General features: G+C 62.9%; 17 protein-coding genes. 1 reads left to right on the top strand and 16 read right to left on the bottom strand.

Going from position 1 to position 17007, the window contains the following annotated elements; genetic code table 11:
- Positions 1-15: 15 nt before the first annotated feature.
- The 13 genes from ftsZ to ACR0K9_RS07040 all read right to left on the bottom strand — a co-directional run bounded on the left by ftsZ (position 16) and on the right by ACR0K9_RS07040 (position 12479).
- Positions 16-1623, bottom strand: coding sequence for a cell division protein FtsZ (gene ftsZ, locus ACR0K9_RS07100; RefSeq protein ID WP_480529998.1), 1608 nt, complete (start codon positions 1621-1623; stop codon positions 16-18).
- Between the two features lie 348 nt (positions 1624-1971).
- Entirely contained in the window at positions 1972-2391 is a 420-nt protein-coding gene (locus tag ACR0K9_RS07095; protein WP_480530000.1) for a hypothetical protein, read from the bottom strand.
- On the bottom strand, positions 2378-3712 hold the full coding sequence (gene ftsA / locus ACR0K9_RS07090; RefSeq protein ID WP_480822083.1) for a cell division protein FtsA: 1335 nt from the start codon (positions 3710-3712) through the stop codon (positions 2378-2380). Before ftsA ends, ACR0K9_RS07095 begins: the two co-directional genes overlap by 14 nt.
- Before the next feature lie 8 nt (positions 3713-3720).
- Positions 3721-4725 carry a cell division protein FtsQ/DivIB gene (locus ACR0K9_RS07085; protein ID WP_480821853.1) on the bottom strand — a complete coding sequence of 335 codons (1005 nt, stop codon included), beginning with the start codon at positions 4723-4725 and terminating at the stop codon, positions 3721-3723.
- Positions 4713-5636, bottom strand: coding sequence for a D-alanine--D-alanine ligase (locus tag ACR0K9_RS07080; RefSeq protein WP_480821851.1), 924 nt, complete (start codon positions 5634-5636; stop codon positions 4713-4715). The genes ACR0K9_RS07085 and ACR0K9_RS07080 overlap by 13 nt, the downstream gene beginning before the upstream one ends.
- Before the next feature lie 102 nt (positions 5637-5738).
- The gene (gene murB / locus ACR0K9_RS07075; protein WP_480821849.1) at positions 5739-6665 is read right to left on the bottom strand and encodes a UDP-N-acetylmuramate dehydrogenase; all 927 of its coding nucleotides are present in this window, start codon (positions 6663-6665) and stop codon (positions 5739-5741) included.
- Positions 6662-6955, bottom strand: coding sequence for a hypothetical protein (locus tag ACR0K9_RS07070; RefSeq protein ID WP_480821847.1), 294 nt, complete (start codon positions 6953-6955; stop codon positions 6662-6664). Before ACR0K9_RS07070 ends, murB begins: the two co-directional genes overlap by 4 nt.
- A 23-nt stretch (positions 6956-6978) precedes the next feature.
- Positions 6979-7245 carry a DUF2484 family protein gene (locus tag ACR0K9_RS07065; RefSeq protein WP_480821845.1) on the bottom strand — a complete coding sequence of 89 codons (267 nt, stop codon included), beginning with the start codon at positions 7243-7245 and terminating at the stop codon, positions 6979-6981.
- Positions 7242-7490, bottom strand: a complete 249-nt coding sequence (locus ACR0K9_RS07060; protein ID WP_480821843.1) for a DUF2484 family protein — start codon at positions 7488-7490, stop codon at positions 7242-7244. Before ACR0K9_RS07060 ends, ACR0K9_RS07065 begins: the two co-directional genes overlap by 4 nt.
- 4 nt (positions 7491-7494) lie before the next feature.
- Positions 7495-8901, bottom strand: a complete 1407-nt coding sequence (gene murC / locus ACR0K9_RS07055) for a UDP-N-acetylmuramate--L-alanine ligase (protein ID WP_480821841.1) — start codon at positions 8899-8901, stop codon at positions 7495-7497.
- A complete protein-coding gene (locus tag ACR0K9_RS07050; RefSeq protein ID WP_480821839.1) occupies positions 8898-9995 on the bottom strand; it encodes a UDP-N-acetylglucosamine--N-acetylmuramyl-(pentapeptide) pyrophosphoryl-undecaprenol N-acetylglucosamine transferase in 1098 nt (365 codons plus the stop codon). Before ACR0K9_RS07050 ends, murC begins: the two co-directional genes overlap by 4 nt.
- Positions 9995-11158 (bottom strand): putative lipid II flippase FtsW, encoded by a 1164-nt coding sequence (gene ftsW / locus ACR0K9_RS07045; RefSeq protein WP_480530018.1) that lies wholly within the window; start codon positions 11156-11158, stop codon positions 9995-9997. The genes ACR0K9_RS07050 and ftsW overlap by 1 nt, the downstream gene beginning before the upstream one ends.
- Before the next feature lie 274 nt (positions 11159-11432).
- Positions 11433-12479, bottom strand: coding sequence for a Hint domain-containing protein (locus tag ACR0K9_RS07040; protein WP_480821837.1), 1047 nt, complete (start codon positions 12477-12479; stop codon positions 11433-11435).
- A 228-nt stretch (positions 12480-12707) separates the two neighbouring features.
- Between ACR0K9_RS07040 and ACR0K9_RS07035 the strand changes: the two genes are divergently transcribed.
- Positions 12708-13886, top strand: a complete 1179-nt coding sequence (locus ACR0K9_RS07035; RefSeq protein WP_480821835.1) for a BaiN/RdsA family NAD(P)/FAD-dependent oxidoreductase — start codon at positions 12708-12710, stop codon at positions 13884-13886.
- On the opposite strand, the gene ACR0K9_RS07030 is transcribed toward ACR0K9_RS07035, so the two are convergent.
- The 3 genes from ACR0K9_RS07030 to mraY all read right to left on the bottom strand — a co-directional run bounded on the left by ACR0K9_RS07030 (position 13883) and on the right by mraY (position 16995).
- Entirely contained in the window at positions 13883-14257 is a 375-nt protein-coding gene (locus ACR0K9_RS07030; protein ID WP_480530024.1) for a glycine zipper family protein, read from the bottom strand. The two genes, ACR0K9_RS07035 and ACR0K9_RS07030, sit on opposite strands and share 4 nt — an antisense overlap.
- 111 nt (positions 14258-14368) lie before the next feature.
- A complete protein-coding gene (gene murD / locus ACR0K9_RS07025) occupies positions 14369-15763 on the bottom strand; it encodes a UDP-N-acetylmuramoyl-L-alanine--D-glutamate ligase (RefSeq protein ID WP_480822081.1) in 1395 nt (464 codons plus the stop codon).
- A 149-nt stretch (positions 15764-15912) separates the two neighbouring features.
- Positions 15913-16995: a phospho-N-acetylmuramoyl-pentapeptide-transferase gene (gene mraY, locus ACR0K9_RS07020; protein ID WP_480530029.1), complete on the bottom strand. Its 1083-nt coding sequence runs from the start codon at positions 16993-16995 to the stop codon at positions 15913-15915.
- Positions 16996-17007 lie beyond the last annotated feature (12 nt).

Below are 17007 nucleotides of genomic sequence, written 5' to 3'. Positions count from 1 at the left end.
ATTTTGTTACCGTGATCAGTTGGCCTGACGGCGCAGGAAGGCCGGAATTTCGATGCGATCCTGTTCGGGATCGGCCTCTTCCCGGGCCGGTGCCGTGGCTTCAGTCGACCGCATTGCGGGCTGCTGACGCGCCGGTTGGGCCGGGGTATCGCCCGCATGGCCGGTCATCCGATCGATCAGGCGATTGAAGCCGAAACGCGGACGATCCTCGGCCGAATGCTGCGGTTCAGGGGCCGGTTCGCGCTGTGCCGTGGGGGTTGGACGCATCCGGCTTTGCGGTACTTTCTGCACTGCAGCCTGCAGCCGTTGCATCGCCTCGGGCGACGGTGTGCCGGGGGTCTGGGCACGCTGAGCGGCATAGGAAGCGTCAACCTCTTCCGGTTCGGGCTGGGGTTCGAACTGCGCCACCTGCGGCTGATAGGCGGGTGGCGGCAGGCCGTCATCCTGTTGCGCGGCGGGCTGTTCTTCGTGCCAGCCTTCGTTCAGTTCGACATCTTCGATGGATTCGAACAGCGTGGGGGCGATGTTCGCATCGTCTTCCGCGGCGGGGGCCTCATCCGCGGCGACGTGTTCCTGGGCGGTTTCTTCTGCCGAAACCGTGCGGGTCAGCGGCGCCGACATCGAGCGGCGCGCGACCGGCACATCGTCGGTTTTCTCGCTGGCATCGATACCGGTGGCAACGACCGACACGCGCATTCCGCCTTCCATCTCGGTGTCGAGGGTCGAACCGACGATGATATTGGCCTCGGGGTCCACTTCCTCGCGGATGCGGTTGGCGGCCTCGTCCAGTTCGAACAGGGTCAGGTCGTGGCTGCCGGTGATGTTGATCAGCACACCCTTGGCGCCCTTGAGGCTGATTTCGTCCAGCAGCGGGTTGGCGATGGCCTTCTCGGCCGCCTGAATGGCGCGGTCTTCGCCGGTTGCTTCGCCGGTACCCATCATCGCCTTGCCCATCTCATCCATCACGGCACGAACGTCTGCGAAATCAAGGTTGATCAGGCCCGGACGCACCATCAGGTCGGTTACGCCTTTGACGCCCTGATACAGAACGTCGTCGGCCATCGAGAATGCCTCAGTGAACGTGGTCTTTTCATTGGCGAGACGGAACAGGTTCTGGTTCGGGATGATGATCAGCGTGTCGACGACCTTTTGCAGGGCATCAACGCCGTCTTCGGCCTGACGCATGCGCTTGGCGCCTTCGAATTGGAAGGGTTTGGTGACAACGCCGACAGTCAGGACACCCAGCTCACGCGCCGCTTGCGCGATAATCGGGGCCGCGCCGGTGCCGGTGCCGCCGCCCATACCGGCGGTGATGAAGCACATATGCGCGCCCGCCAGATGATCGACGATCTGTTCAATGCTTTCTTCGGCCGCCGCAGCGCCCACGGTCGGGCGTGCGCCCGCGCCCAGCCCTTCGGTGACCTTGACACCCAGTTGCACCCGCGCCGACGAGCGGCTTTGCTGCAGCGCCTGCGCGTCGGTGTTGGCGACGACAAATTCAACGCCGTCCAACTGCTTTTCAATCATGTTGTCGACAGCGTTGCCCCCAGCGCCGCCAACGCCAAATACGGTAATCCGAGGCTTCAGTTCGTCGTGCCCGGGCATCGAAAGATTTAAAGTCATGCTCTGTCCGCCTGTTTTTATGTTGCCGCAAAATGCGGTTTTTTCTGACCTATCCACAGATGATTTTACTGTGTCATTTCGGAAACGTCACCAGAAAAATCGCCAGAATCCACAAAATATGGAGGAAATAAGGCAGCAAACAGCGGCATTTCGCTGTTAGCGCCACATGTTGCGACGCAAGCCTCATGCGGCACTACACAACAAAAGACCCCACCCACCTGAAGAGGGTGCGAAAACCGGGGATTACTTGTTCGGGTCGCGGAAAACTGCTCAATGTCCTGCCGCTGGGCCTCTGCCGGGCCTTGAGGTTATCTTGCGGGAATTCGGACCGCGCCGCAACCGATTTCTTCAGCCTATCGGTATACTTGGGCAGTTCAGGCTGTCCTCGGTGACACTGCGGATCTCTTGCGTTTCGCTGCCGACGAAACGGGCCAGCCGGACCATCAGCCGGTCATCATGCAGGAAGGGCCACCAGCAAACCGGCAGCCCATCGGGCGCATCATCATAAAGAAAGCAGATCTGGCCGTTCGGCGTGGTGATCTGACCATAGACACAGCCCCGCCCCTCCATCCGCCAGACTGAGAGAGTCGGGCTGAGGAATTCCTCGGTCCCGACCAGCATATCGCTGCGGATTTCGTGGAAGGTGACGGTTTTGCCGACAACGGCGTTCAGGAATGCCTCGGGTGTGATCAAGGTCTGAGCCGGGACCGCAGCGGGCCACAGTGCCGCACCGAGAACTGCCCGGCGCAGGGCTTTACCAATTGTCACGGAACCAGCGCACGGCGCGTTTGAACGGGCGCGTAGCATAGGTGTCAACGGGGATTTCGAAATCCCACCATTCGTCCTGCGGATGCGCCGCAAACAGGCTGAGACCAACCGCCGAAGAAAACCCCGGCCCGGTCGCCGACTGCGGCAGGCCGTGGACGCGCAACGGACGGCCCAGGCGCACGCGTTGACCCAGAATGCGGCTGGCCAGCCCGTCAAGGCCCATGATCTGGCTGCCGCCGCCGGTCAGCACGATCTGCTGGCTGGGCAGGTGATCGAACCCGGCAGCGTCCAGACGGGTGCGCACTTCTTCGAGGATTTCCTCGACGCGCGGGCGCATGATGCCGATCAGCTCGGCGCGGCTGACGGTGCGGCGGTCGTGTTCCCAATCACCGGTATCGCCACCGATATCGATCAGGTCGCGGTCATCGACCCCGGTGGCGTGAACGCCGCCGTTGAAGGTCTTGATCCGTTCGGCCACCGCTGCGGGCACGCCGAGGCCCATCGAGATGTCGCTGGTCACGTGATCGCCGCCCATGCGCACGCAATCGGCGTAGATCATGTGTTTCTTCATGAAGATCGACACGCTGGTGGTGCCGCCACCCATGTCGATGCAGGCCGCGCCCAGTTCCTGTTCGTCCTCGACCAGCGCGGAAATGCCCGAGACATAGGCCGAATTCGCAATCCCCGCCAGTTCCAAATCACAACGCTTAATACAGCGGACGATGTTCTGGATCGCTATCGCATCGACGGTCAGCATGTGCATGTCGACGGCAAGGCTCTGCCCCATCTGCCCGCGCGGATCGATCAGACCCGAGCGGTTGTCGAGCGCGAAATTCACCGGCTGGGCATGCAGCACCTCGCGCCCTTCGCCGTAATCGGGCACGTCGCAGGCGTTCAGAACACGGCCGACCTCGGCCTCGGTGACAAGCTGACCTTCCAGATCGACCTGCGCGTCCAGCCCGTAAGAGCGCGGGTTTGCCCCCGAAAACGACGCGATGACGTGATCGACGCGGATATCGGCCATCTTCTGCGCCGCCTGCAGGGCGGTCCGGATGGCACGTTCGGTTTCCTGCATCGCGGTAACTTCGCCGAACTGTACCCCGCGCGAACGGGTGGTCGCAGCCCCGATCACCCGGAACCCGGTTTGACCGGCCATGGAACCGATCGAGTTATCCTCGGACAACCGCCCGGTGCCATCGAAGCGCAGAACAAGGCAGGCGATTTTCGAGCTGCCCACATCCAGAATGGCGACGACGCCGCGTTGCATCGCCTGCCGGCGCATCTGCCGCATGGCGCGTTGGGACTGATAAAGATCGGTCATCATGGTCGTTACTGCCCGCTACTCACATCTGTTTTTGTGTTCCACCAGTCTGCGCTGGCCGTTTCGTTCATTCGGATGGTTGGCCGCTGGCCCAGTCGCATATCGACCGCAGCCACGTCGCGTTCCAGAAGGTCCTGCACCTCATTCACCGCCAGCACGCGTTCCAGCGCGCGGGCCGGACGTTCGGTCGGCAGCATGATGCGCTGGTTGCGATCCAGCACCAGATCCCAGCGCCTTTCGCCGACGCGGACGAGGCCCCGGACCCGCTCGCCCAGACTTCGGGCGGTGGTCAGAATCTGCAGCGCCTCGGGGACGTGTTTGTCCGCTCCCTTCCCCGCGATCAGCGGCAGGGTGGCGTGATCGGCCCGCGCCGCGATCATGTCCACATGGGCACCGGTTTCGTCCAGCAGCTCGATCCCGTCGCGGGTGCGCCAGACGATGACCGGCTGACGTTCCACCACGTCCACCTGCAGGATGCCGCCGGGGCGAATGCGCACGGTGGCCGATTTCACCGGATCAAGCCCGGTGATGGTGTCGCGGATCTGCTCGACATCCAGATCCCAGGAACTGAGCGGGAAATCGAGCGGCACGATCTCGCGGATATCTTCGGACAGCGTGGTCCCTGCCCCGTCGATGGCCATCAGGTTGACCATGAATTCAGGGCGTTCCTGAATCGAGGTCTTGATGTCGGCGATATAGGTGTTGACCGCCTCGCGCCGGTCTTCGGAGGCAAAGAAGCCGCCGATCAGGCCGAGAACGGCCAGAACCGGCAGGCCGATCTTCAGCCCGCGCCGGATGCCGGGGGTGAGCATCCAGCGCTGAAAGCGGTAGCTGAGGCGCGACGGCGCGGGATCGGACAGCCGGGTACGGCTGAGGAACCGGGTCCCGCGCAGGCGCAGCTTGGGTTTGGATTTGGGTTCGGGCCTTGGGGCCGCTTCAAAATCCGCATCCGGCCCGGCCAGAGCCTTGGTCCGGTGGATCACCGGCGCGCGGGTGGCTCTCAGCGGTCGCATGAGGCGTCCTCCACCATCCAGGCGCAGAGCTGGCCGAATGTCATGCCGATATGCGCGGCCTGCTCGGGGGCCAGAGAGGTCGGTGTCATGCCGGGCTGGGTGTTGGTTTCCAGCAGGAACACGCCATCTGCGCCCATGCTGTCATCCCAGCGGAAATCGGTGCGGGACACGCCGCGGCAGCCCAGTGCGGCATGGGCTTTCAGCGCGTAATCCATGCAGCGGTCGAAGATGTCCTGCGGGATGTCGGCGGGCAGCACGTGCCACGAGCCGCCCGGTTTATACTTGGCGTCATAGTCGTACCAGCCGCCATCGGTCATGATCTCGGTCACCGTCAGGGCGCGGTCGCCCATTACGGTCACCGTCAGCTCGCGACCGGCGACATATTTCTCGACCATCACCTGATCGGGCATCGCCGCGTCCAGTTGCGGCGGGCCGTTGGCGTTTTCATGCACGATATAGATGCCGACGCTGGAGCCTTCATTGTTGGGCTTGGCCACGTAGGGAGGTTCCATCACATGGGCTGCGATCACTTCGGGTTTGGGCACGATCATGCTGGGGACAACAGGCAGGCCTTCGGTCTGGTAAATCTCTTTGCTGCGCTGCTTGTCCATCGCAAGGGCCGAGGCCAGCACGCCGGAATGCGTATAGGGAATGCGCATCCATTCCAGCAGGCCCTGCACGCAGCCGTCTTCGCCCCAACGGCCATGCAGGGCGTTGAAAACCACATCCGGCTTGATATCTGAAAGGCGCGCGTAAAGGTCGGGACCAGCGTCCAGTTCGACCACTTCAAAGCCTTCTCCCACAAGGGCGGCCGCGCATTCGCGCCCAGAGCTGAGAGACACCTCGCGTTCCGCCGAGGGGCCGCCCATCAATACCGCCACTTTGGGGTTTGTCCTGCTCGACATTCCCAATGTGCGCCTCAATGTCCCCGGACCTTATGTGGTGGTCCGTACTGCGTTTATGCCTTTGATCCGTCGCCGTTAATTGCCTGTTTTGGTCTGACGGTTGGGGCTTTATTCTTTCAGCGGATCACCGACCCGCATGATTTCCCACTCTAGCGTGATGCCGCTTGTTTCGTAAACCTTTTTTCGCACCTCTTCGCCCAGACCTTCGAGGTCGGCGGCGGTGGCGGTGCCGGTATTGATCAGGAAATTCGAGTGCTTGGGGCTCATCTGCGCGCCGCCGCGCGTGGCACCGCGCATGCCCGCGTCGTCGATCACTTTCCATGCCTTGAGGTCATGCACATCATCGGCGCGCCCGGTCGAAGAGAACCCGGCCGGATTGCGGAAAGTCGACCCGGCGCTGCGGTCCTTGGTGGGCTGGGTTTCGTCGCGCTTTTGCAATTGCGCTTCCATGCGGGCGTGCAGCTCTGCCGGATCGCCCGAGGGACCCTGGAACGTGGCCGAAACCAGCACCGCGCCTGCGGGCAGTTCGGATTGGCGGTAGCGGAAGTTGAGGTCTTGCGGGGTCAAATCGATAAGGTCACCGGACCGGGTAACGACGGAGGCCGTTTGCAGCACATCCGCCGTGTAGCTGCCATAGCAGCCTGCGTTCATGCGCACCGCGCCGCCGATGGAACCGGGGATGGTACGCAAGAATGTCAGGTCAACGCCCGCATCCGCCGCCTTGCGCGCCACATGTGCGTCCAGCGCCGCGGCGCCTGCGGTCACCGTGTTGCCGTCGATGGAAATTCCATTGAACCCACGCCCCAACCGGATCACCACGGCGCGCAGGCCGCCATCGCGGACGATGAGGTTCGAGCCGACGCCCATGGGAAAGACAGGCACATCAGCGGGCAAGTCGCGTAGAAAGGCCTGCAAGTCTTCGGTATCGGCGGGCTGGAACAGATAGTCCGCCGGGCCGCCGACCCGCAGCCAGGTGAGGTCGTTCAGAGGACGGGCCTGCGTCAGACGCCCCCGAACCTCGGGCAGTTCGATCATGCGTCCGCCCGTGCCGCCAGGCTGCGCCCGCCGACGCCGCCCATGATGGTCGCGAACAGGAAGGGCAGAACACCGCCAGTCAGCCAGACGAAGGGGCCAAAGGCCTGTTCTTCTTCGCCGGTGCCGATCCCGGCCAGCATCACGATCAGCACCACCGCCACGACCGAGGCCAGCCCGATCAGCCACAGCAACCCCTTGGTGCCGATCCAGCGCCCGGCAACAAAGCCCGCTGCGGCGCCGAGGACGAAGAAAATCAGTGGCAGATAAGCGAATGTGGCGATGTCGACCATGGGGGCCTCCTTGAGACGGTCGGTTACTTGTTGGCTGCCTTCATGCCCTGCATTTTAGACTTTGTCCAACGGGTCAGATAAATCACTGGCCAGCGCAGCACCGACATGCCTGCGGCAAGAACGAGCAGCCCGACCCACGGGCCGTTTTCATAGGTGACATAGCCCAGGATGGGAACGCCCACGGCGATCAGGAAATAAGCGCGCCGCCAGTGGTTGTCCTTGCTGGGCAGCATGGCCAGAACATTGGCGGTCAGCCCCCAAAGACCGGCAAGCGCAATCGACCAGTTCATTCCGACACCTCTCTGCCCGTCCATTTGCGCCAATAGAAGCGGATCGGGTTGCGGTACATCGAGGCGAAACCGGCAACGGCCAGCACCCCGATGAACCAGCCATAGTCGATACTCAGCCACAGGATCAGGGCGGGCGCGCTGGCAAACAGCACCACGCCCGGCGGGAATTGCAGGCGCATGGGCAGCATCGCCACGATGGTTGAGGCGAGGACCCAGCCGCAAGCGGTTATCAGTGACCACGCCACGGGATCAGCTCGCTTTGGCGATCAGCCGGTCGGGCAACCCGTTGGCCCAGGCGCTGATGGTGCCGGCGCCGAGGCAGACGACCATATCGCCGGGGCGAGCCTGTTCGCGGACGAGGCGTTCGAGGTCACCTTCATCCAGGATCGCACGTGCATGGCGGTGGCCGTGGCGGATCAGGCCCTGCACCAGATCGTCGCGGGACGCACCCTCGATCGGGTCTTCTCCGGCGGCGAACACTTCGGCGATGGCGACCACATCGGCGTCATTGAAGCAGGTGCAGAAATCGTCGAACAGGTTGGACAGGCGCGAATAGCGGTGCGGTTGGTGGACGGCGATGACGCGGCCCTCGGTGGCCTGACGGGCGGCCTTGAGGACGGCGGCAATCTCCACCGGGTGGTGGCCATAATCGTCGATGATGGTGACGCCATCGACCTCTCCGACCTTGGTGAAACGGCGGTTGACGCCGCCGAAATTGGCTAAAGCCTCGCGAATTTCACTGGCCTTCATGCCCAGATGACGGGCCACGGCCACAGCAGACAAAGCGTTCGAGACGTTGTGGTCGCCGGGCATCGGCAGGGTGCAGCCCTCGATCATCTTGTCTTCATATTGCAGGTGGATGTCGAAATGGGCGACGCCCCCCTTATAGGTCAGATTCTCGGCCCGCACATCGGCCTGCGCGTTGAAGCCATAGGTGCGTACGCGGCGGTCGGTGACGCGACCGACCAGTGCCTGAACCTCGGCATGATCGGTGCAGCAGACGGCGAGGCCATAGAAGGGCAGGTTCGAGACGAATTCATGAAAACCTGCGCGCAGCAGGTCGAAATCACCCCAATGCTCCATATGCTCGGGGTCGATATTGGTGACGATGGCGATGGTTGCGGGCAGGCGGTTGAAGGAACCATCGCTCTCATCCGCTTCGACCACCATCCATTCGCCCTGCCCCATACGCGCATTCGAGCCATAGGCGTGAATGATGCCGCCATTGATCACTGTGGGGTCGAAATCGCCCGCGACCATCAATTCGGCCATCATCGTGGTCGTGGTGGTCTTGCCATGGGTTCCGGCGATGGCGATGTTGGATTTCAGGCGCATCAGCTCTGCCAGCATATCGGCGCGGCGCACCACCGGCAGACCCTGCGCGCGCGCCTGATCCAGTTCCGGGTTGCCCGGCTTGATCGCGGTCGAGACCACGACGACGGCGGCGTTTTTAAGGTTTTCGGCGCGCTGGCCTTCGAAAATCTCGGCCCCCAGCGCGGCCAGCCGGTCCGTGATCTTCGAGGTTTTTAGGTCCGACCCCTGTACCCGGTAGCCAAGGTTCAGAAGCACCTCGGCGATGCCCGACATCCCGATCCCGCCGATGCCCACGAAGTGGATCGGCCCTACGTCCTGCGGCAGTTTGGTTGCTGGGGTCATGCGGTCTCCTTCTGCGCCAGATGTTCAACCTGGGCCACCAGACGATCGGTTGCGTCGGGTGCGCCGGTCGACAGCGCGGCATGGGCCATTTTCTGTGCGGCTTCGGGGTTGGTCAGAACCGTGGTCATTTGCTGCGTCAGCGCGGCAACGTCAAGCGCATTTTCAGGGATCAGGATCGCCCCGCCCGCCTGCACCAGCCCGCGCGCATTGGCGGTCTGGTGATCGCCAGCGGCCGTGGCAAGCGGGATCAGGATCGAGGGCCGCCCGATGATTGAGATATCGGCAACGCTGGACGCGCCCGAGCGCGAGATGACCAGCTGCGCCTCGGACATCCGCCGGGGGACGTCTTCGAAGAAGGGTTGTACATCGGCAAGGATGCCGTGTTCGGCATAGAACGCGGCCACCCGCGCCTGATCCTCCGCGCGGGCCTGATGTGAAACACGGACAAAGCCGCGCAGATATTCGGGCAGCGCCGCAATCGCGTCGGGCACCACATCGCTGAGGATGCGCGCACCCTGAGAGCCGCCCATGACCAGCACCGACATCGGATAATCGCCTGGCGGGATATAGGGCGCGGCGGAGCGCTCCAGCACGGCGGCGCGCACCGGGTTGCCGGTGTGGATACCCTGCGCCCCGTCGGGCAAGTCGGTGGGCCAGACACCGCAGGCGACCTGCGCCACGCGGGTTGCAAAGACCTGATTCACGCGGCCCAACACGCCGTTCTGTTCGTGGATCATACGCGGGATTTTAAGCAGCGTCGCCGCCCCCAGCGCCGGGATCGACGGATAGCCGCCGAAGCCGACCACCACGCCCGGCCTGTCGCGCAGCATCTGGGCTGCCATGCCCGTCACGCCTGCGGCGATCTTCGGGCCGACCAGCGCCTTGGCGGCCAGACCGCCGCGGGCAAAGGTGGCCGAGGAGGCCTCGACAATCTCGACGCCCTCGGGGAACGCGCCGGTATAGCGCGCGCCGCGTGGGTCGGTGGACAGGCGCACGCGCCAGCCCTTTTTCAACATCGCCTCGGCCAGTGCCTGCGCCGGGAACATGTGCCCCCCGGTGCCGCCCGCCGCGATCAGAAGGTAAGGTGTGCCCATCAGCCTCGTCCGCGCAGAATATCACCGAGCTCGCCCTGGGGACGGGTTCGGGTGAAGGCCAGCAACATGCCAACCGCAATGCCGCCCGCGATCAGGGACGAGCCGCCATAGCTGACGAACGGCAGTGTCATGCCCTTAGCGGGCAGCAGGCGCACCGCGACGCCCATGTTGATCATCGCCTGAACGCCGAACATGCAGGCCAGACCGGTCCCGGCCAGACGGATGAACATGTCGCGTTCGCGCATCAGCCGCAGCAGCGAGCGCACGACGATCAGCGAATAAAGCGCGATGATGATCAGCACCAGGATCAGGCCGTATTCCTCGGCCGCGACGGCGATGATGAAATCGGTATGGGCATCGGGCAGCGACCATTTCACCTGCCCCTCGCCCACGCCGACACCGAACAGCCCACCTTCGCGGATGGCGTTGGTGGCATAGCCCAGCTGGGTGGTCGGATCGACCTCTTGGTTCAGGAACCCGTCGATGCGGCGGGCGAAGTGTTCGGAGTTGGAATAGGCGAACATGCCGCCCAGCACCACCGCCCCGGCCATGCCAAGCAGCAGCAGCATCGGTGCGCCCGCCACAAAATACATCACGCCCCAGCCAAACAGGATCAGGCAGGCCTGCCCGAAATCGGGCTGCATCACCAGCATCGCCACGATCGCCATGCACAGCGCAAAGGACCACAGCCGCCCCGGCGGGCCGTTGATTTCCTGCGAGGCGGCCAGCAGCCAGGCGGCGACCACGACAAAACCGGGCTTCAGAAACTCCGAAGGCTGCATCGAGGCGAAGCCCAGCGCATACCAGCGCACCGCGCCCTTGCCGAAATCGGTGCCGAAGACGGGCAGGAAGGCGAGCGCCACAAAGGAGGCCAGAAAGCCCAGAACCGCCAGCCGCCGCACCAGCGTCGGCGACATCATCGAGGTCAACAGCATCGCGACCAGCGCCATGCCGCCAAACAGCGCCTGACGTTCGACGTAATAAAACGGATCAAACCCGTTGCGCCCAGCCAGAGGCGGCGACGAGGCCAGCCCCAGCAACAGCCCGATGACGAACAGGATCAGCACGCAGGACATCGTCCAGCGGTCAGTCGTCCGCCACCACTTTGGAAGAATCGGTTCGCCGCGCTGGTCCTGGACCGCGCCATACACCATCTCAGTCATGAGATACCGCCACTATCTGCCTCGTTAACGTCCCGTTTTCGGGATCTGTTTGAGAGTCTACAGGGAATTTTGCTTTCAGGCCAGTGGAATGAAAGGGTTTGAGACATTTCTAAGCGGGGTTGTTCCAATTTCCGACAACCGCCGCATGGCCGGAATAATTCGTGCATTCGCCAGCCCGTCAGAAACCAAGTTCACAGGCATGTTAACTTCAAATCGTAGTGATCTATTTTCGCTAAGAAATGCGCGCCGCGGTGGCTGGGCACACACACCGCCTTCAGGTCAGAAGCGGTTTCCCGTTCTTGACGTGCCGCCGGATCAGCGAGCGGACCTGTGCACCCCGGTTCGGTGTCAGACGCGCAAGCTGCGGCGCATAGACCTCTGACGAGATCTCGGGGAACAGCGCTTTGATCTCGGCCAGCGCAGCTGCGCCAACGCTTTTCAGGGCCTCGGGACCGGTAAAGAGGCTCTCGGACGGGGCACCTTCGGCGAAGACCACCTCATGCCGGTCGAACAACATGTGGAAATAGGTGATCTCGGGCGCGTCGGCATCCACGCAGATGCCCGGAAGGTCCAGCAACTTGCGTGCCGCCACGAGGATTTCATCGGTGTCGAACATACGCACCGCGATGGGCGAGCGCACCAGCATCCGATGCTGCGGCGACACACGCAGATCCCTCGAGGGCAGTCCATCGCCAAGCGCACCTTGGGAAATTCGGATTGCGCGCAGCTTGGGCTTGGTGCGAAGATCGATGCTGTCCAGATCACGCGACCCGATCCAGCGAATGATCTGCGGCCCGTGATCGAGGGTCAGCACCGCATCCCCTGCCCTGAGCGTCTCGATCGCCCTCGGGCCGTTCGGGGTGTCGATCAGGGTTCCGGCCGTAAAACATGGCACGACCGTATCGATATCGATGTCGGGGCCATTATCGATAATATCGACGATCGTCAGCGTTGTATTGAGTGGCGGAATAGTCCCGCCGATAAAGGCCATGAAATAGGCATCTTCGCTGTCGACCCCGATCGAGTCGCCATCGCCATTGATGTCATAATCGAAAAAGCCGATCTGGTAGGTATTGGTTCCATCCGTGACTGAGACCGTGAAATCCCAGAAGATGATGTCACCATCGAGTGTTTGAGTCGGGTCATTCGCAGTTTCGTTCGAGACGCTGTCGCCATCAAAGATGGTGCCGTCTGCGCCATCTTCGATGGTGATCTGGCTGTAGGCGGAAATCTGAAAGGTGGAGCCCTCGACACTGGAAGAGGCTCCGGCGTCTGACAAAGTAGAGTCGCTGCGAAAAGCTCCGTAAATTGTTGTCGGCATTTTGGGTTAACTCCACCAAACCAATAAACACGCACTTATTCACCAATAAGCGTTAGCGATTTGCTAAGGACTGGGTTCCCTCTGGTCAAGTCGACCTGTCCGGTTCGCTGGCCTCTGTGGCCCACGCGCACGGTCCTGAGCCATCTGCCGCCCCCAGGATCAGAGATCAGCGGCAGTCTCGGGCACGAGCCTCTTGCCATTGTGCCCGGAACAGGCCAATGGCGGCAGATGACCTATGATACGATTATCCTTGGTGCCGGGGCCGCCGGCATGATGTGCGCTGCACATTGCGGAGGGCGGGTTCTGGTGATCGATCACGCCAAAGCGCCGGGCGAGAAGATTCGCATCTCGGGCGGCGGGCGGTGCAATTTCACCAACATGTATGCGGGGCCGGGCAATTTCCTGTCTCAGAACCCGCATTTCTGCAAATCGGCGCTGGCCCGGTATACGCAGTGGGATTTCGTCGATCTGGTGGGTCGTCACGGCATCGCCTGGCATGAGAAAACATTGGGGCAGCTGTTCTGCGACGGATCGTCGAAACAGATCATCCAGATGCTGCTGGACGAAATGGCACGCGCCGGGGTCGAGCTGTGGGTGCAGACCGCGCAGCGTGATCTGCGCAAGACCGAGAGCGGTTTTGCGCTGGAGGTCGAGCGCGAAGGCCAGCGCCTGCACCTGACCTGCCACAATCTGGTGTTGGCCACCGGCGGCAAGTCGATCCCCAAAATGGGCGCGACCGGGCTGGCCTATGACATTGCGCGGCAATTCGGGCTGCAAGTGACCGACACGCGCGCGGCGCTGGTGCCGTTCACCTTCTCGGACGGCAAGTTCAAGGACCTGTCCGGCGTCGCCCTGCCCGCGCGTCTGTCAAACGACCGCACCAGTTTTGACGAGGCGCTGCTGTTCACCCATCGCGGCCTCAGCGGACCGTCAGTGCTGCAATTGTCCTCTTATTGGCGCGAGGGCGAGGCGATCCGGGTCAACCTGATCCCCGATCTGCCCCTGTTCGATCTGCTGCGAGAGCAGCGACAGGCCGCAGGGCGCAAGGCTCTGACCACCGAGCTGTCGCGCCACCTGCCCGCGCGGCTGGTGGACCATCTCAAGCACCATATTCCGATGAAGGGTAATCTTGCAGATCAGTCCGACGCGGCGCTGTCAGATCTGATCACTGCGCTGTCCGACTGGCAGCTTACGCCTTCGGGCACCGAGGGCTATCGCACTGCCGAGGTCACTCTGGGCGGTATCGACACCGAGGGGCTGTCGTCAAAAACGATGGAGGCCAGGGATGTCCCCGGCCTCTATGTCATTGGCGAAGCGGTGGATGTCACCGGCTGGCTGGGTGGCTATAACTTCCAGTGGGCGTGGTCCTCGGGCCACGCCGCCGGAAGCGCCATCGCAAGCGGTTAACCTACGACGTTATAGCCACGTCCGCGCATGCAGTTGCGCACGATGACTTCCTTGTTCTGGTTCTTGTTGATCACATCGGCACCGGCTCCGACCAGCGCACCGGCAACGGCTGCACGACCCAGATTGTCGCTGCTGTCCTGAACGATGCCGGTGACGGCTGCTGCACCCGCCGCACCGATTGCGGCGTTACCTGCGGTCGAGCCATCAACGCTGGCCTGCGAGGCCGCCAGTTGCTGGCACTGTGCCAGATCAGAGTTGTAGTTCGGGCCCACCGGGCCGTCGATCACGGGCTGATAGCTGGCGCCGGTATTGGTGCAGGCTGCGACAGCCAGCAGGGCGGGAACGATCAGAAGAAGTTTACGGTTTGGCATATTCATGACCTCGTGTTTCATTTCCTGAAGGCAAAAACCAATGCGCAGGGCGCGTCAAGCAGATAGGCCACAGCTTCGCCAAACCGGCGGTCTATTGCAAACGTATTGCTTTCAGAGACGTTTTTTCACCTCGTCCACGAAGTCATCGCCGCGCTGTTCGAAGTTGTCATACTGGTCGAAACTGGCGGCTGCGGGGGCCAGCAGAACCACCTCGCCCGGCTGTGCGTCGGCCATGGCCTGTTCGACGGCGGCGGCCATGGTGGTGCAGACCTGCGCCTCGGCAGTCAACTGCATGGCGAACCCAGCCGCCTCGCGTCCGATGACATAGGCCTTGATCACCTGCTCGGCCGCGGTGTTCAGGGCGTCCAGCCCGCCCTCTTTCTCAAGCCCGCCGCAGATCCAGCGGATCTTCTTGAAGGCGCTCAGCGCTTTGGCGGCGCTGTCCACATTGGTGGCTTTCGAGTCGTTCACATAGGTCACGCCATCCGCATCGGCGATGATCTGGCTGCGATGCGGCAGGCCGGGGAAGCTGTGCAGAGCGTCCTCGATCACACGCGGGGCAAGACCCAGCGAACGGCAGGCGGCATAGGCGGCACAGGCGTTCTGGTGATTATGTGCGCCTGGCAGGCCCCTGATGCCGCGCAGGTCGATCGAACCCGCCTGGCGGCCCTTGCGGTATTCCGACAGGAACCCCTTGCGGGCAAAGACCTGCCAGCCCGGCCCGGTCAGCTTGCGCGCCACCGAGACGCGGATCACCCGGTCATCCGCAGATCCTTCGGCCAGTTGCCCGGCCAGAAACGCGCCCTCGGCCTCGTCGATGCCGATCACGGCGCGATCCGGGCCTCCTTCGGCGAACAGGCGGCGCTTGGCGGCGAAGTAACCGCCCATGCCGCCATGCCGGTCCAGATGATCGGGTGAGAGATTGGTGAACACCGCCACATCCGGAGTCAGCGCGCGAGCCAGTTCGGTCTGATAGCTGGACAGTTCCAGCACCACCACCGACCCATCGCCGCCCGGATCGATATCCAGCACACCGCGCCCGATATTGCCCGCCAGTTGCGAGTCGCGCCCCGCCTCAGTCAGGACGTGATGGATCAGCGCAGCGGTGGTCGATTTGCCGTTCGATCCGGTCACCGCAATGACACGCGGCGGCGTGTCGTAGTTGTTCCATTCCGGCCCGGCGAAAGAGCGGAAGAACAGGCCGATATCATTGTCGACCGGTACGCCTGCCTCCTGCGCGGCGGCCACCACCGGGTTCGGCGTCGGATACAGGTGCGGGATACCCGGCGAGACGATCAGGGTGGCGATCTCGTCAAACGCCCCGTGACGGCGCAGGTCGGCGCAGGCAAAGCTCTCACTCTCCGCGGCTTCACGCGCGGCGGGGTTGTCATCCCAGCAGATCGGCTCGGCCCCGCCAGCCCGCAACGCCCGCGCCGTGGTCAGGCCCGACCGGCCCAGCCCCAGAACCGCAACCTTCTGTCCTGAAAACCCTTTGACCGGGATCATCTGCTGCTCACCTTCGTCGATTAGAAATTTGCGCCACACTGCACCGAAGGATTTCCCAAAGGCAAGGGCACGTTCAGGCTCGCGCGCCAGCGCGAGCCGGGCCCAACGGGTGGCAGGGGGCCACAGGCCCTCCGAACCCGGCGGGAGCGTTACCGGACTTTCAGCGTCGCCAACCCGATCATCGCCAGGATCAGCGAGATGATCCAAAACCGGATCACGATGGTGGGTTCGGCCCAGCCCTTTTTCTCATAGTGGTGATGGATCGGCGCCATCAGAAACACCCGTCGTCCAGTGCGTTTGAAATAAAGCACCTGAATGATCACGCTCAGCGCCTCGACCACGAACAGACCGCCCACAATGGCCAGCACCAGCTCATGCTTGGTGGCCACGGCAATCGCGCCCAGCGCACCACCCAGGGCCAGTGATCCGGTATCACCCATGAACACCGCCGCTGGGGGGGCGTTATACCACAGAAATCCAAGGCCCGCGCCAAACAGTGCTGAGGTGAAGATGAAAATCTCTCCGGTACCGGGCACGTAATGCACGTCCAGATATTCGGTAAAGTCGACCCGCCCCACCGCATAGGCAATCACGCCCAGGGTCGAGGCCGCGATCATCGCGGGCATGATGGCCAGACCATCCAGACCGTCTGTCAGGTTCACCGCATTGGCGGCGCCGACGATGACGATCACAGCAAACGGGATATAGAACAGCCCCAGATTGATCAGCGTATCCTTGAATACCGGCAGGGCGAGTTGGTTCTGCAAATCGGCGGGGTGATGCAATCCCGCCCAGAGCGAGGCCAACACGGCGATGATAATCCCCAGCGCCAGCCGCATTTTGCTGGAAACGCCCTTGGTGTTCTGTTTCGACACTTTGGCATAGTCATCCGCAAAGCCGATCGCCGCATAGGCCAGCGTCACGAACAGCACCATCCAGACATACGGGTTGTCCCAGCGCGCCCAGATCAGGGTCGAGGTCACCAGCGCGCCCACGATCAGCAGCCCGCCCATGGTGGGGGTTCCGGCTTTGGACAGATGCGCCTCGGGGCCGTCATCGCGGATCGGCTGACCCTTGCCCTGCTTGCGGCGCAGCACGTTGATCAGCGGCTTGCCAAACAGAAACCCGAAGATCAGCGCGGTCAGAAAGGCGCCCCCTGCCCGGAACGTGATATAGCGGAAGAGGTTCCAGAAATCCCCTCCGTCCGACAGGGCGGTCAACCAATAGAACATACCAATACCTTT

The organism is Ruegeria sp. L12 (assembly GCF_056531745.1).
This window is presented reverse-complemented; position numbering and strand designations above follow the sequence as displayed.

Coding starts and splice junctions, on each gene's coding strand:
- murC (WP_480821841.1), bottom strand. CDS start 8,901: ATGACCCCAGCAACCAAACTGCCGCAGGACGTAGGGCCGATCCACTTC.
- ftsW (WP_480530018.1), bottom strand. CDS start 11,158: ATGACTGAGATGGTGTATGGCGCGGTCCAGGACCAGCGCGGCGAACCG.
- ACR0K9_RS07065 (WP_480821845.1), bottom strand. CDS start 7,245: ATGAACTGGTCGATTGCGCTTGCCGGTCTTTGGGGGCTGACCGCCAAT.
- ACR0K9_RS07035 (WP_480821835.1), top strand. CDS start 12,708: ATGACCTATGATACGATTATCCTTGGTGCCGGGGCCGCCGGCATGATG.
- murB (WP_480821849.1), bottom strand. CDS start 6,665: ATGATCGAACTGCCCGAGGTTCGGGGGCGTCTGACGCAGGCCCGTCCT.
- ACR0K9_RS07085 (WP_480821853.1), bottom strand. CDS start 4,725: ATGCGACCGCTGAGAGCCACCCGCGCGCCGGTGATCCACCGGACCAAG.
- ftsA (WP_480822083.1), bottom strand. CDS start 3,712: ATGACCGATCTTTATCAGTCCCAACGCGCCATGCGGCAGATGCGCCGG.
- ACR0K9_RS07040 (WP_480821837.1), bottom strand. CDS start 12,479: ATGCCGACAACAATTTACGGAGCTTTTCGCAGCGACTCTACTTTGTCA.
- ACR0K9_RS07050 (WP_480821839.1), bottom strand. CDS start 9,995: ATGGGCACACCTTACCTTCTGATCGCGGCGGGCGGCACCGGGGGGCAC.
- ACR0K9_RS07070 (WP_480821847.1), bottom strand. CDS start 6,955: ATGGTCGACATCGCCACATTCGCTTATCTGCCACTGATTTTCTTCGTC.
- murD (WP_480822081.1), bottom strand. CDS start 15,763: ATGATCCCGGTCAAAGGGTTTTCAGGACAGAAGGTTGCGGTTCTGGGG.
- mraY (WP_480530029.1), bottom strand. CDS start 16,995: ATGTTCTATTGGTTGACCGCCCTGTCGGACGGAGGGGATTTCTGGAAC.
- ftsZ (WP_480529998.1), bottom strand. CDS start 1,623: ATGACTTTAAATCTTTCGATGCCCGGGCACGACGAACTGAAGCCTCGG.
- ACR0K9_RS07030 (WP_480530024.1), bottom strand. CDS start 14,257: ATGCCAAACCGTAAACTTCTTCTGATCGTTCCCGCCCTGCTGGCTGTC.